The 11,885-nt window shown below is 69.4% G+C and carries 10 protein-coding genes; 5 read left to right on the plus strand and 5 right to left on the minus strand.

Features of this window, described 5'->3' with window-relative positions:
• Positions 1-396: 396 nt before the first annotated feature.
• The 3 genes from ME121_RS04685 to ME121_RS04695 are packed head-to-tail and all read left to right on the plus strand — an operon-like array spanning position 397 to position 1,872.
• Complete coding sequence (locus ME121_RS04685; protein ID WP_043378364.1) at positions 397-969, plus strand: chlorite dismutase family protein; 573 nt, start codon at positions 397-399, stop codon at positions 967-969.
• A 7-nt stretch (positions 970-976) separates the two neighbouring features.
• Complete coding sequence (locus tag ME121_RS04690) at positions 977-1,618, plus strand: sigma-70 family RNA polymerase sigma factor (protein WP_043378920.1); 642 nt, start codon at positions 977-979, stop codon at positions 1,616-1,618.
• A 26-nt stretch (positions 1,619-1,644) separates the two neighbouring features.
• Positions 1,645-1,872 (plus strand): zf-HC2 domain-containing protein, encoded by a 228-nt coding sequence (locus ME121_RS04695; protein WP_043378361.1) that lies wholly within the window; start codon positions 1,645-1,647, stop codon positions 1,870-1,872.
• A 7-nt stretch (positions 1,873-1,879) separates the two neighbouring features.
• Here the strand turns inward: ME121_RS04695 and ME121_RS04700 are convergent, their stop codons facing one another.
• Positions 1,880-2,143 (minus strand): hypothetical protein, encoded by a 264-nt coding sequence (locus tag ME121_RS04700; RefSeq protein WP_043378358.1) that lies wholly within the window; start codon positions 2,141-2,143, stop codon positions 1,880-1,882.
• A gap of 232 nt (positions 2,144-2,375) precedes the next feature.
• On the opposite strand from ME121_RS04700, the gene ME121_RS04705 reads away from it, so the two are divergent.
• Positions 2,376-4,313: an amylo-alpha-1,6-glucosidase gene (locus tag ME121_RS04705; protein WP_051975920.1), complete on the plus strand. Its 1,938-nt coding sequence runs from the start codon at positions 2,376-2,378 to the stop codon at positions 4,311-4,313.
• Between the two features lie 11 nt (positions 4,314-4,324).
• Positions 4,325-7,036: an MGH1-like glycoside hydrolase domain-containing protein gene (locus ME121_RS04710; RefSeq protein WP_043378355.1), complete on the plus strand. Its 2,712-nt coding sequence runs from the start codon at positions 4,325-4,327 to the stop codon at positions 7,034-7,036.
• Positions 7,037-7,274: 238 nt separating this feature from the next.
• On the opposite strand, the gene ME121_RS04715 is transcribed toward ME121_RS04710, so the two are convergent.
• The 4 genes from ME121_RS04715 to ME121_RS04730 all read right to left on the minus strand — a co-directional run bounded on the left by ME121_RS04715 (position 7,275) and on the right by ME121_RS04730 (position 11,773).
• Complete coding sequence (locus ME121_RS04715; RefSeq protein WP_043378352.1) at positions 7,275-8,516, minus strand: cytochrome P450; 1,242 nt, start codon at positions 8,514-8,516, stop codon at positions 7,275-7,277.
• Positions 8,509-9,834, minus strand: coding sequence for an NAD(P)/FAD-dependent oxidoreductase (locus ME121_RS04720; RefSeq protein ID WP_043378349.1), 1,326 nt, complete (start codon positions 9,832-9,834; stop codon positions 8,509-8,511). The genes ME121_RS04715 and ME121_RS04720 overlap by 8 nt, the downstream gene beginning before the upstream one ends.
• Positions 9,831-10,046 (minus strand): ferredoxin, encoded by a 216-nt coding sequence (locus ME121_RS04725; protein ID WP_043378346.1) that lies wholly within the window; start codon positions 10,044-10,046, stop codon positions 9,831-9,833. Before ME121_RS04725 ends, ME121_RS04720 begins: the two co-directional genes overlap by 4 nt.
• 71 nt (positions 10,047-10,117) lie before the next feature.
• Positions 10,118-11,773 (minus strand): patatin-like phospholipase family protein, encoded by a 1,656-nt coding sequence (locus ME121_RS04730; RefSeq protein ID WP_210274612.1) that lies wholly within the window; start codon positions 11,771-11,773, stop codon positions 10,118-10,120.
• Positions 11,774-11,885: the final 112 nt, after the last annotated feature.

Consider the following 11,885-nt stretch of genomic DNA (forward strand, 5'->3'; position numbering starts at 1 on the left):
CCCGGTCGAGGGCGCAGTCCCAGACGACGCGCCGCGTACACTGCCCGCCTCGCCGCAGGCAAGGGCCCGATCATCGCCGCTGCGGATCGGCACGAAACACAGGATCTGGCCCACCCGATAGAAATGGTGCCTCGACAAATGAAACCTTCTCCGACCTATCCTTCTCGCCACGTTCTTGCCGACACGAACGCGGCGTTTGATATTCGTCGGAGATGGAACACACCTTTGCTCAACGTGGAGGGTTTGCATCAGCGGCCCTATGAAGCGTCAACTGCACGAGATCTCACGGTCTCCGAAAATCCTCGTCCTTCAGGGCGGGGAAGATGTTGACTGCCTTCGACTGTGTAACGCGGCGAGCCTTGCAAGCGAAGCGGCCTTTACCGAGAGGATGGCGGAATGATCGACCTGATCGAGTTCGCGGGTGGCGATGCAGGCCCTTGGCGGGTGACGCGCGCGGAGTCGCCGCTTGGGGAGCGTCTGCCCAGCGCAACCCGCCTTTCCGTCAGCCTTCCGATCGGCAACATGGGACAGCGGACCGGTCCTTCGACCGGCACGATCTGGCGCTTGCGCGGGGTGGTGAGCAATCTGCGCTATACAACCAGCAACGAGGCGCAGCGGCTACGCGCCGTGCAGCCACCTCTCGATCGACCTTCGGCGACGCGGGCCGCCCTGATCCCGATCAGGAAGTCGGCGCGCTGGTGGGAGCTGGCTCAGGACGAGCGCCGGGCGATCTTCGAGGAAACCTCGCACCACACGAGCATCGGCCTCGGCTACCTGCCGGCGATCGCACGGCGACTCCACCACAGTCGTGACCTCGGCGAGCCGTTCGATTTCCTGACGTGGTTCGAGTTCCCGCCGGAGCACGAGGTAGCCTTCGAGGCGCTCGTCGCAGCGCTACGCGCTACCCGCGAGTGGACCTTCGTCGAGCGCGAGGTCGACATCAGGTTGACCCGTGATGCGCCAGGCTGATCCGGTGATGACGGCCGATCTGGAACCGAGCGACGACCTGCTGCTTCCGCGGCTTCGGCTCGGCGAGGAGGCCGCTTTCCGGATCCTCGTGCGGCGCTATCACGTGCGGCTCGTGGCGATCGCCCGTGGCGCACACCTGACGCGGGAGGCGGCGGAGGAGGCGGTGCAGGAGGCCTGGATCGCGGTGATGCGCAACATCGCGGGATTCGAGGCGCGCTCGTCGCTGCGCACGTGGCTGACCGGGATCGTCCTGAACATCGCGCGCAAGGCCTCGGTCTCCGCCAGGCGCACCGCGACCTTCGCGGAACTCACGCCACGGCATGACGAGGACGAGGGATCCGGTTTCGACGCCGATGCCTTCCTCGCCGACGGCCACTGGCGTGAGGCGCCCTGGCACTGGAGCGAGATCGACTTGGAGCGCGGGCTCGCGGGGCGGCAGGTCTGGCAAGCGGTCGAGGCGGCCATCGCCGCTCTGCCGCCGGACGAGGCCGCCGTGATCCGGCATCGCGACATCGAGGGTTTCGGCCCGCGCGAGACGGAGGAGTTGCTCGGCCTCGGCGAGGCGCGTCAGCGCGTGCTGCTCGATCGAGCGAGGCTGAAGATCCGACGGGTGTTCGAGGCGTTGACCCGCGACGCGGCGCGAGCGTGACGAGCGGAACGGGCGAGGATGATCGGATGCGGTGTCGAGAGGCGGCGGAGCAGGCAGGCGCGTTCGTGGACGCGGAGGTGTCCGGACGCGTTCGATGGCGCATCCGGCTTCATCTCGCGACCTGCAGGAATTGCCGGCGTTTCGTGCGGCAGATCGCGCTCACGCGCGACGCTCTCGGCCGGCTCCCGCCTCCGCCCCTCGACGCCGCCCGCGAGGACGAACTCGTGGCGGCCCTGCGGGAGGCATCGCGGTGAGCGCCGGTCAGCAACCGGTACAGATCGAGGTCGCGATCAGGTTGTGCAGAGCGCGACTCTTCCGGTCGAGCGCCGCGGTGGTCCCACTGCGCCCGTCGAGGGCCGAGCCCCCCGGCTTCGTCGTACCGTTCGACGTCACTTGGCGGAACAGCGCCTGTGGCATCGTCGATGCCGAGCCGACCGCGGCCGGCAAATGGTCGACCGGCGCGGCACTGACCGGGAACGCAGCGAAGGTGATGAGAGCGATGGCGGCGAAAGCGGGGCGGGTCATGATCTTTGTCCCTACGTGGTTTGGAGCGGGAAGCGTTCAGACGAAGGCGACGACCATCAGGCTGAAGAAGGCCGCGATCGCGCCGACGATCGGAGGAAGGGCGCGGGCTGGATCGAACATCGAGGTTCTCCGCGGCGCGTCGATCGCGCCATGATCCTGAGTGCCTGCAGGAGGCCGGATCCGCGTGCGGCTGCGCACGCCGGATGCCGCGCGGACGGAGCGGGACACCGGGATGCCTGACGCGATACCCCTGCCGGGCGAGGCGTTCGAGTGGCTGGAGGCCGACGGGCTCGGCGGTTTCGCCTCGGGCACCGTTTCGGGCGTCCGGACACGCCGCTACCACGCGCTCCTGCTCACGGCGGCGAATCCGCCGACCGGGCGGACGGTGCTCGTCAACGGCATCGAGGCCTGGATCGAGACCGCGGCCGGACACACCGATCTCAGCGCCCAGCGCTACCTGCCGGACGTGATCCATCCGCGCGGTTTTGAGCGAATTACGAGCTTCACTCACGAGCCCTGGCCGTCATGGACATTCGGCCTGCCGGATGGCACCGAGATCACCCAGGAGATCTTGGTTGATCCCGATGCCTGCGACACGCTGCTGCGATGGCGGCGGATCTCAGGCGCTGGTCCTTGCACGCTCGTCGTCGTCCCGCTGCTCTCGGGACGGGACTATCACAGCCTGCAAACCGCAAATCCCGCTTTCGACTTCAAGCCACAAATCGGCGGCGCGGAGACCGGAACCTGCGTCACGTGGCATCCCTATCCGGATCGACCGGCGATCTCCGCCCTGACCACGGGCACCTATCGACATGAACCGGACTGGTATCGCCAGTTCCTCTACGCGGCGGAGCGGGCGCGGGGACTCGACTGCGTCGAGGATCTCGCCGCGCCCGGCAGCTTTCGCTTCGATCTCGCGGGGCCCGAGCCCGGGCTGATGCTGCTACGCGCTGGCGAGAGCGGGCCGGTCCGCGTCCGAGCCTTGGCTGACCGGATGATCGCCGCGGCGCGCGCGACGCGGGCCGGTCCGGATCTTCGCCGAAGTGCCCTGAGCTACCGGGTTGATCGAGGACGGGGCAGTACCCTGGTGGCAGGCTTCCCCTGGTTTACGGATTGGGGGCGTGACACCTTCATCGCGCTGCGCGGCCTGCTGCTGGCGACCGGCGAACTCGACACCGCGGAGAGCATCCTCAGAGCCTGGGCGGGCGTCGTCAGCGAGGGCATGATGCCCAACCGTTTCCCGGATTCCGGCGAGGTACCGGAATACAATTCCGTCGACGCCTCGCTCTGGTACGTGGTCAGCGTGTACGACTTCTTGGCAGCCTGCAGGCTGGTTGGGCGCTCCGTCCAGTCCGAGCCAGCTCTGCGTACAGCCTGCCTCGCGATCCTCGATGGCTACGCTGCCGGTACCCGTTTCGGCATCCGGGCCGATGCGGATGGTCTGATCGCGGCCGGTCAGCCCGGATGGCAACTCACGTGGATGGACGCCAAGGTCGGCGATTGGGTGGTCACGCCCCGTATCGGCAAGCCGGTCGAGATCCAGGCCCTCTGGATCAACGCCCTCCACATCGCGGCGACGCTGTGGGAGCCGCGCTTCTCCGAGGCCGAGACCGCGGCGCGAGCGAGCTTCGCGCAGAAATTTCCAAACCCGGTGGGTGGCTTATTCGACGTCGTCGATGTCGACCACGTCCCCGGCACGCACGATGCGGCGGTGCGTCCGAACCAGATCTTCTGCGTCGGCGGTCTCCCGTTTCCGCTCCTGACTGGGGAGCTCGCCAAATCCGTCGTCGATGCGGTCGAGCACAGGCTTCTGACGCCGCTCGGCCTGCGCACCCTGTCGCCGGACGATCCCGCCTATGCCGGTCATTACGGGGGCGACGCGCGGACGCGAGACGGTGCGTACCACCAGGGCACGGTCTGGCCCTGGCTGCTCGGTCCCTTCGTCGACGCGTGGCTCTCGGTCCGCGGCCGCAGCGAGGCGGCCCTGACGGAGGGGCGGGCTCGCTTTCTGCCGCCGCTGGAGCAGCACCTCGGCGAGGCCGGCCTCGGTCATGTCAGCGAAGTCGCCGACGGCGATGCGCCCTATCGACCCGGCGGCTGCCCGTTCCAGGCCTGGTCGCTTGGCGAATATATCCGCCTGCGCCGGATGCTCGGCCTCAAAGCGTTCTGAGGGAGACCGCAATGCCTGAGGGCCCGAACGCATCCCACCTGTTCGAGACCGAGGAAGGACGCCGTCTTCGGGCCTGTGCCGCGGACGGGTGGCACCGCTGGGGACCGTATCTCGCCGAGCGGCAATGGGGGACGGTCCGCGAGGATTACAGCCGGGACGGCACCGCCTGGGACTACCTGCCCCATGATCACGCGCGCTCGCGGGCCTACCGCTGGGGCGAGGACGGCATCGCCGGGTTCAGCGACGACAAGCAGCTCTGGTGTCTCGCGCTGGCCCTCTGGAACGGGCGGGACCCAATCCTCAAGGAGCGGATGTTCGGCTTGACCAACGAGGAGGGCAACCACGGCGAAGACATGAAGGAACTCTACTGGCTCCTCGACGGCACGCCGACGCACTCGTACATGCGGATGCTCTACAGGTACCCGCACGCGGCGTTTCCCTACGCCGAGCTCGTGGCCGAGAACCGACGGCGCAAGGGCCGCGACATGCCCGAGTACGAGCTCGCCGACACCGGTGTACTGGCGGAGAACCGCTGCTTCGACGTCACGGTCGAGTACGCCAAGGCCGCCCCCGACGACGTGCTGATGCGGGTCTCGGTCGTCAATCGCGGGCCGGAAGCGGCCGAAATCCACGTCCTGCCCCATCTGTGGTCGCGCAACACGTGGTCGTGGCGCGAGGATCCGAAGCGGCCGCTCCTCCGGCTCGTCGAGGGGCCAAGCGTCGAGGCGACCCGCGCCGCGGGTCCCTGTCGGCTGTTCAGGGCCCTACAGCCGGCCGAGTTCCTGTTCTGCGAGAACGAGACCAACACTGCTCGCCTGTTCGGCGTGAGCGGATCGTACCACCCCAAGGACGCGATCAACGACGATGTGGTGGCGGGAACCCGCACGCGGGTGAACCCGCTCCACGAGGGCACCAAGTGCGCGGCGCTGAGCCGCCACACGCTGATGGCCGGCGAGACGATCGTCTTGCGCTACCGGTTGTCCCCGGCCGACGCGCCGGGTCTCGACGACGCGGGTTTCGAGGCGGTGTTCGCGCGTCGGGTCGCGGAGGCCGACGCCTTCTACGCCGCCCTTCAACGCGACATGACGGACCCCGACGCACGCCTCGTCCAGCGCCAGGCCCTGGCCGGCATGCTCTGGTCGAAGCAATTCTACCACTTCGACGTGCGCCGCTGGCTGATGGGCGATCCGACGCAGCCGGAGCCCCCAGCGGAGCGGCGACACGGACGCGACAGCGAGTGGGCGCACCTCAACAACGCCGACATCGTCTCGATGCCCGACACCTGGGAATACCCCTGGTACGCGGCCTGGGACCTCGCCTTCCACTGCGTGACCTTCGCGCTGATTGACCCAGAATTCGCCAAGGGCCAACTCGTGCTGCTGACGCGCGAGTGGTACATGCACCCCAACGGCCAGCTGCCGGCCTACGAGTGGGCCTTCGGCGACGTGAACCCGCCGGTTCATGCCTGGGCGGCGTTGCGCGTCTACCAGATGGACGCCGCGCTCACCGGGCGACCCGACCGGACATTCCTGGAGCGGGTGTTCCACAAGCTGATGCTGAACTTCACCTGGTGGGTGAACCGGAAGGACGCGGACGGGCGCAACGTCTTCCAGGGCGGCTTCCTCGGACTGGATAACATCGGCATCTTCGACCGCTCGGCGCCGCTGCCCACCGGCGGCACCATCGACCAGGCCGACGGCACCGCCTGGATGGCGATGTACACGCTCAACCTGATGCGGATCGCCCTTGAACTGGCCGCCGAGGACCCGGTCTACGAGGACATCGCGACCAAGTTCTTCGAGCACTTCCTCTACATTGCCGAGGCGATGACCGACATCGGCGGCAGCGGGGTCGGCCTCTGGGATGAGGCGGATGAATTCTTCTACGACGTGCTGAACCTGCCCGACGGCAAGATGCTGCCGTTGCGCGTCCGCTCGCTGGTCGGGTTGATCCCGCTTTGCGCCGTCGAGGTGCTCGACATTTCCTTGCGCGACCGATTCCCCGGCTTCGCGCGCCGGGCCGAGTGGATGCTGCGTAACCGTCCCGACCTCGCCGCCTTGGTCTCGCACTGGAGCCAAGGCGAGGGTGAGGGACCGCCGCCCGGCCCGGGCGGCGACCGGATGCTGCTCTCGCTGCTGCGCCGGCACCGCATGAAGGCGCTTCTGGCGCGGATGCTCGACGAGACCGAGCTCTTCTCCGACCACGGTATTCGCTCTCTGTCGAAGGCGCATGCCGAGCACCCGTTCGTTCTCGATTGGAGCGGTGCCCGCTACTCCGTCGACTACGAACCAGCGGAATCGACGACCGCCACGTTCGGGGGCAACTCGAATTGGCGCGGTCCGGTCTGGATGCCGATTAACATCCTCCTCATCGAGGCGCTCGACCGCTTCGGGACGTTCTATGGCGACGACACCCGCTTCGAGTGCCCGACCGGCTCCGGCCGTTATCTCAGCCTGCCCGAGATCGCCGACGAGTTGAGCGAGCGCCTCTGCAGGCTATTCCTGCGCGGGCCAGATGGACGCCGGCCGGTGCTCGCCTCCTATGGCGCTCTCGCCGACGATCCGCATGTGTGCGACTGCATCCCGTTTCACGAGTACTTCCACGGCGATACCGGCGCAGGGCTCGGCGCGATGCATCAGACGGGCTGGACAGGCCTCGTAGCACTGCTCCTGAGGCCCGGGCGCCTCACCGCACTGCCGATCACCCGCGCCATCCCGTCCTGACGATCGGGCCCCCCGGCTCCGGTGTCTTATCCTGCGGGGGAGACACCGCGTCGCTGAAGTCGTCCATCGCCGGCTGGTTCGGCGCGCAGATGAAGGAGGACCGCTCCCGGCTCCTCGATCCAGACGTAACGACGAGCAGCATCCAGACCGACGCAAGTCCAGAGCTGACGTACCCCGCTCCGCAAGACGACCGCGCTTGGCTCTCGCCATCGTCTCATAACCGTTCGCGCCTGTAGGATCACGCGATCCCCGCTATGGCGATGCCGAGGTGCTGTGGACCGCGGAGGGAAGCGCCCGGTCGGTAAGGCGGCGGGTCGTCCAGGAGCCTCGGTGCGATGAGGCGCCGGCAGAGCGTGACAAGGGCGATCTCGGCCTCGATCCGCGCGAGGGGCGCGCCCACGCAGTAATGGAGGCCACCGCCGAACCCGAAATGCTGGTTGTCCGTCCGGTCCGGATCGAACCGGTCCGGTTGCTCGAACCGCGCCGGGTCGCGGTTTCCGGCCGCAAAGAGCAGCACCACCGACGATCCCGGCGGGATCGTCGTTCCCGCCACCGCGATGGCGCCGAGCGCCTTGCGGGTGCGGAAATGGACGGGGGGCTCGTAGCGCAGCATCTCCTCGATCACGCGGGGTGCCCGCTCGGGGTCGGCCTTCAGCTTTCGCAGCTCCTCCGGATGCCTGAGCAGTGTGAGCATGCTGTTGGTGATGAGATTCACCGTCGTCTCGTGACCCGCGACGAGGAGCAGGATCGCCGTCGAGATCAGGTCTATGTCGCCCATGGCCGCGCTGCCCCGGCCACCGTGGGCGGCGAGCCCGCTGAGCATGTCGTCGGCCGGATGGCGGCGCTTCTCGCGGATCAGCCGACGCATGTAGTCGGAGATCGCGTCGAAGGTTGCGGCGATCTCCCGCCGCCCCGCCTCGTCGTGGCGCACGTCGGGCTCCAGGGCCGTCGCGAGGCGGATCGCCCAGACGTGGAATTGCGCCTCATCGGCCTCGGGCACGCCGAGCAGCTCGCAGATGACGGCCACCGGCAGCGGATAGGACAGGTCCTCCACCAAGCAGACAGTGTCGCGGCCGTGGCACTTGTCGATCAGGGCATCCACGAGCTTCGCAACCTTGGCGTGAGATTCCCGCACCCGGGCGATCGTGAACTCCTTCATCACGAAACCGCGCAGGGTGTCGTGGTCGGGCGGATCGCGGAAGATCAGCGGGCGATGGCCGTTGACCACCCGATTCCGGATCGGGTTGAGGATCCAGTCCTTCAGAGGGTTGCCCGTTCTGGGTCGCCGCGAGGGCGGCAGGTCTTCCGAGCTCAGCCGGGGATCGAAAATCAGGCTCTTCAGCGCGGCATGGGTGCTGACGACGTAGCTGCCGTCCGCCTGCCGGGACACGGGCGTCTCGCGCAAGCGCGCGTAGAGGGGATAGGGGTTCGCCCTGTTTCTCGGATCGAGAACCTGCGCGAACAGCGTCTCGTCAGGCATGGGCCGTCTCCAGAGCCGTAACCGATCGGCCGGAGGATCGCCGCGGGCTGGGAAAGCCGGGCTCCAGGGTCTCGATCCGCGGCTGGTCGGTGGCGCCGAGGATCGGCGGGAAGGCCGCCCCGTCAGCCACGGCCTCGGCATAGGCGGGAAGCCAGCGTGCCTGATCGAAGGAGAGGGCCGCGACGGTTCGCCCGGCCCGGCCATAGACGGCGAGGAACCGGTGCGAGGCCCGCGATCCCTGGACGATCGCGAGCGCCTCCGCCCCCTCGGTCAGGCCGGCGAGCTTGATGTTGAGACCGAACTGGCTCGACCAGAAGGAAGGCACGTGCTGGTATTCGACCTGGCCCGTGGGCGGAGCAAGCATGTTCGCCGCCGCGTGCCGGGCCTGGTCCACCGCGTTGCCCCAATGCTCGACGGTCACCAAGCGGCCGCCGGTGAGTGGGTTCGGCCAGCGCGCGACATCGCCGGCCGCGTAGATGGCGGGATCGGGCTCCCCCGTCGTGGTCAGGGCGCGGCAGGCCGCGTCGCAGGTCAGGCCTCCCGGGTCGGCGACGAGGGCGGCCGCGGCGAGCCAACCCGTGTCGCGCGTCGCGCCGAGGGCGACGATGACGAGATCCGTCGCGATGTCCGCGCCACCCGCCAAGTGGGCGCGGCGGACTTGTCCATCCTCGCCGGAGAAGGCCACCACCTTGACGTTCGGGCGGAGGTCCACTCCGGAAGCCCGCATCCGCCCGGCGAGTGTGGCCCCGATCACCGTCCCGAGGAGGCGGGCGAGCGGCGTCGGGTTGGGATCGACGAGCGTCACCGCCAGGCCGAGATCGCGGCAGCAGGAGGCGGCCTCGCAGCCGATCAGGCCGGCGCCGACGATGAGGACGCGGCTCGGCCGCAGCGCCAGCGCGCTCCGCAGGGAGCGGGCATCCTCCAGGGTCCGGATCGTGAAGATCCCGGCGAGATCGGCGCCTTCTCCGGGCCATGGCCGCGCCCTGGCGCCGGTGGCGATCAGGAGCGTCTCGTAGGGAAGCGTCGCGCCGTCGGCGAGGCGCACCACCCGGCGGTCCCGGTCCAGGGCGACGGCCGGCAGGCCGAGCCGCCACTGCGCGCGCAGACGGGTGAGTTGCGGAAGTGCGGTCGCGTCGGGGTGAAGCTCGCCCGCCAGGACGTGCTTGGACAGAGGCGGCCGGTCGTAGGGCCGGTGCGGCTCGTCCCCGACCAGGGTCAGAGGGCCGTCATAGCCGCCGTCCCGCAACGCCTCCGCGCCCCGCAGGCCGGCGAGGGAGGCGCCTACCACGACGATGCCCGGTCGCTGCCCGTCCGTCACGGCTCGTCACCCTCGGCGAGTCCGGCGGGCTCGATCGCGATGGCCCGGACGGGGCAGGCCTGCTGCGCCCGCTCGACCTGCGACCTCTTCGCCTCGGGCGGCGCCGGATCGTAGAACAGGATCTCGTGACCGCGCACCTCGAAATGCTCAGGGGCGGCGTAGCAGCACTGCGCGTAGCTCTGGCAGCGGTTGAGATCGACCACGACACGCATTCAGGGGCTCCGAAGAGATGTGCGGATGACCGGTCGGTCGGGATCTGCGCCTGCCCGAACATCGGAGCGGCTCATGTCCAGGCTCCCAGGCGGCCCGACTCCAGCGCTTCCCGGGCGCAGCGATAGCCGAGTTCGGCCGTCGTCTCGAAGCTCGACCACGCCCGCAGATCGACCCCGGCCAAGGAGGGCTTGAGCAGGACCGCAGCCCGGGTGACGGCCGCCATGGTCTGGGCGTCGCTCGACACCATCGCGGAGCGCAGGAGCAGGTGCGCGATGCCGGGGAGCTGGTCCGAGATGCCGAGGAGGCGCCGGAACGCCTGCGCGCTCCGGCCCTGCCGCGGCATGACCTGGAAGGCGGCGTCGCTGCCGACATCCACGGCGAGAACCGGCCCGCGGTCGAGATCGGCCATCACGTCGGCAGGCAGGTTGTTCATCATGCCGCCGTCCACGAGGATGCCGTCCGCACTCGCCACCGGGGGCAGCAGGCCGGGAATGGCGATGCTGGCGCGGATCGCCCGGTCGAGGGGGCCCGCCCAGTGGACCATTGCGGTGCCGGTCGTGAGGTTCGAGGACACGCAGAAGAACGGGCGCCAGAGATCCTCGACGCGGGCATCGCCGAACCGCTCGGCCAACCCCGCATCCACCTTGGCCCCGCGCGTCAGGGCGTGGAACGGCAGGGTGTAGTCGTCGAGGGGGTTGCGTCCGACGAAGGAAGCCACCGTGTGGGTCTCGATCGCGTCGAGGCTCCAGTCAAGGGCGACGCTGGCGGCCAGGATCGAGCCCATGCTGGTGCCGCCGACGAGATCGATGTCGAGCCCGGCCTCGCCGAGCGCCCGCAGAACGCCGAGATGGGCGAGGCCGCGGGCGCCGCCGCCGCCGAGGACGAGGGCGCGGGCATGGCCGGACGCGATCCGGGCAAGCCGGGCGAAGTCGCCACCGTGGTTCTCGCGAACCTGGAGCCGCAGGGAGAAGGGCAGCGCGGCGACGTCGGGATGCAGAGGGCGCGGCAGGCGCGCCTCGGCGGGCTGCGCCACGGCGAGGTCCATGCGGATCCAGTCGGAGCGGATCGAAGCGAGATAGTCCGCGGCGCCGGGCCGTGGCGGCGCGCCTGGCTCGGCCAGCAACAGGACGTGGTCGGCGTGGCGCAGGCAGAGCCGGCACCAGGGGCAGTCGATCTGGTGGGCGACGAAGACCGTGCGGTCGTGCGTTTGCTCGTAGCGGTGGAACCACGCCTCGTCGGCCTCGGGGGGCCATTCGGAGAGGCAGCCGGTCCGCCCCGGCAGCGCGGCATCGAGGGCCTGCGCCAGCCGCTCGCCGAAGGCCGTCGCCTTGAGGCCCTCGGTCACCGCCAGGACGGCGAAGCTCCGCGGCGCATGGCTCAGGGTCACGCCCGTATGGGCGGTGCGCAGCCGCGCGGCCAGGATCCGGGCGAAATAGAGCAGCGTCCCGGGATGGGCGGCGATCAGATCCTCGAACGACGCGCGGGAGAGCCGCAGGAGGTGCGTATCGCGCAGGGCCGTTGCCGTGACCGAGCGCGGCTCGCCGGTGAGCAGGGCGAGTTCGCCCACGGTATCCGGAGGGGCGAGTCGGATGAGGCGGCGCACGCTGCCGTCGCGCGGGTCGCGGATCGAGAGGCCGACCGCGCCGCTCACGAGCGTGTAGAGGGCGTCGGCCTCGTCCCCCTCCTCGAACAGCGTCCGCCCTCCGGCGACGGCGACGGAGGTCATCCGCGCCCGGATCGCGACGTCGGCGTCTCCGTCGAGGGGGGCAAGAAACGGAATCTCCGTGCGCCCCGAAGCCCGGGCGGCAGGGACGGGCGCCACGTCGCAGGCGCCGAGG

Origin of the sequence: Methylobacterium sp. ME121 (genome assembly GCF_000974725.1) — a bacterium.
GTDB classification, from domain to species: domain Bacteria; phylum Pseudomonadota; class Alphaproteobacteria; order Rhizobiales; family Beijerinckiaceae; genus Methylobacterium; species Methylobacterium radiotolerans.

Bases quoted from the DNA above. Each gene is read 5' to 3' on its own strand.
- ME121_RS04705 (WP_051975920.1), top strand. From the start codon at position 2,376: ATGCCTGACGCGATACCCCTGCCGGGCGAGGCGTTCGAGTGGCTGGAG.
- ME121_RS04700 (WP_043378358.1), bottom strand. From the start codon at position 2,143: ATGACCCGCCCCGCTTTCGCCGCCATCGCTCTCATCACCTTCGCTGCG.
- ME121_RS04690 (WP_043378920.1), top strand. From the start codon at position 977: ATGACGGCCGATCTGGAACCGAGCGACGACCTGCTGCTTCCGCGGCTT.
- ME121_RS04695 (WP_043378361.1), top strand. From the start codon at position 1,645: ATGCGGTGTCGAGAGGCGGCGGAGCAGGCAGGCGCGTTCGTGGACGCG.
- ME121_RS04725 (WP_043378346.1), bottom strand. From the start codon at position 10,046: ATGCGTGTCGTGGTCGATCTCAACCGCTGCCAGAGCTACGCGCAGTGC.
- ME121_RS04685 (WP_043378364.1), top strand. From the start codon at position 397: ATGATCGACCTGATCGAGTTCGCGGGTGGCGATGCAGGCCCTTGGCGG.
- ME121_RS04715 (WP_043378352.1), bottom strand. From the start codon at position 8,516: ATGCCTGACGAGACGCTGTTCGCGCAGGTTCTCGATCCGAGAAACAGG.
- ME121_RS04710 (WP_043378355.1), top strand. From the start codon at position 4,325: ATGCCTGAGGGCCCGAACGCATCCCACCTGTTCGAGACCGAGGAAGGA.
- ME121_RS04730 (WP_210274612.1), bottom strand. From the start codon at position 11,773: ATGACCTCCGTCGCCGTCGCCGGAGGGCGGACGCTGTTCGAGGAGGGG.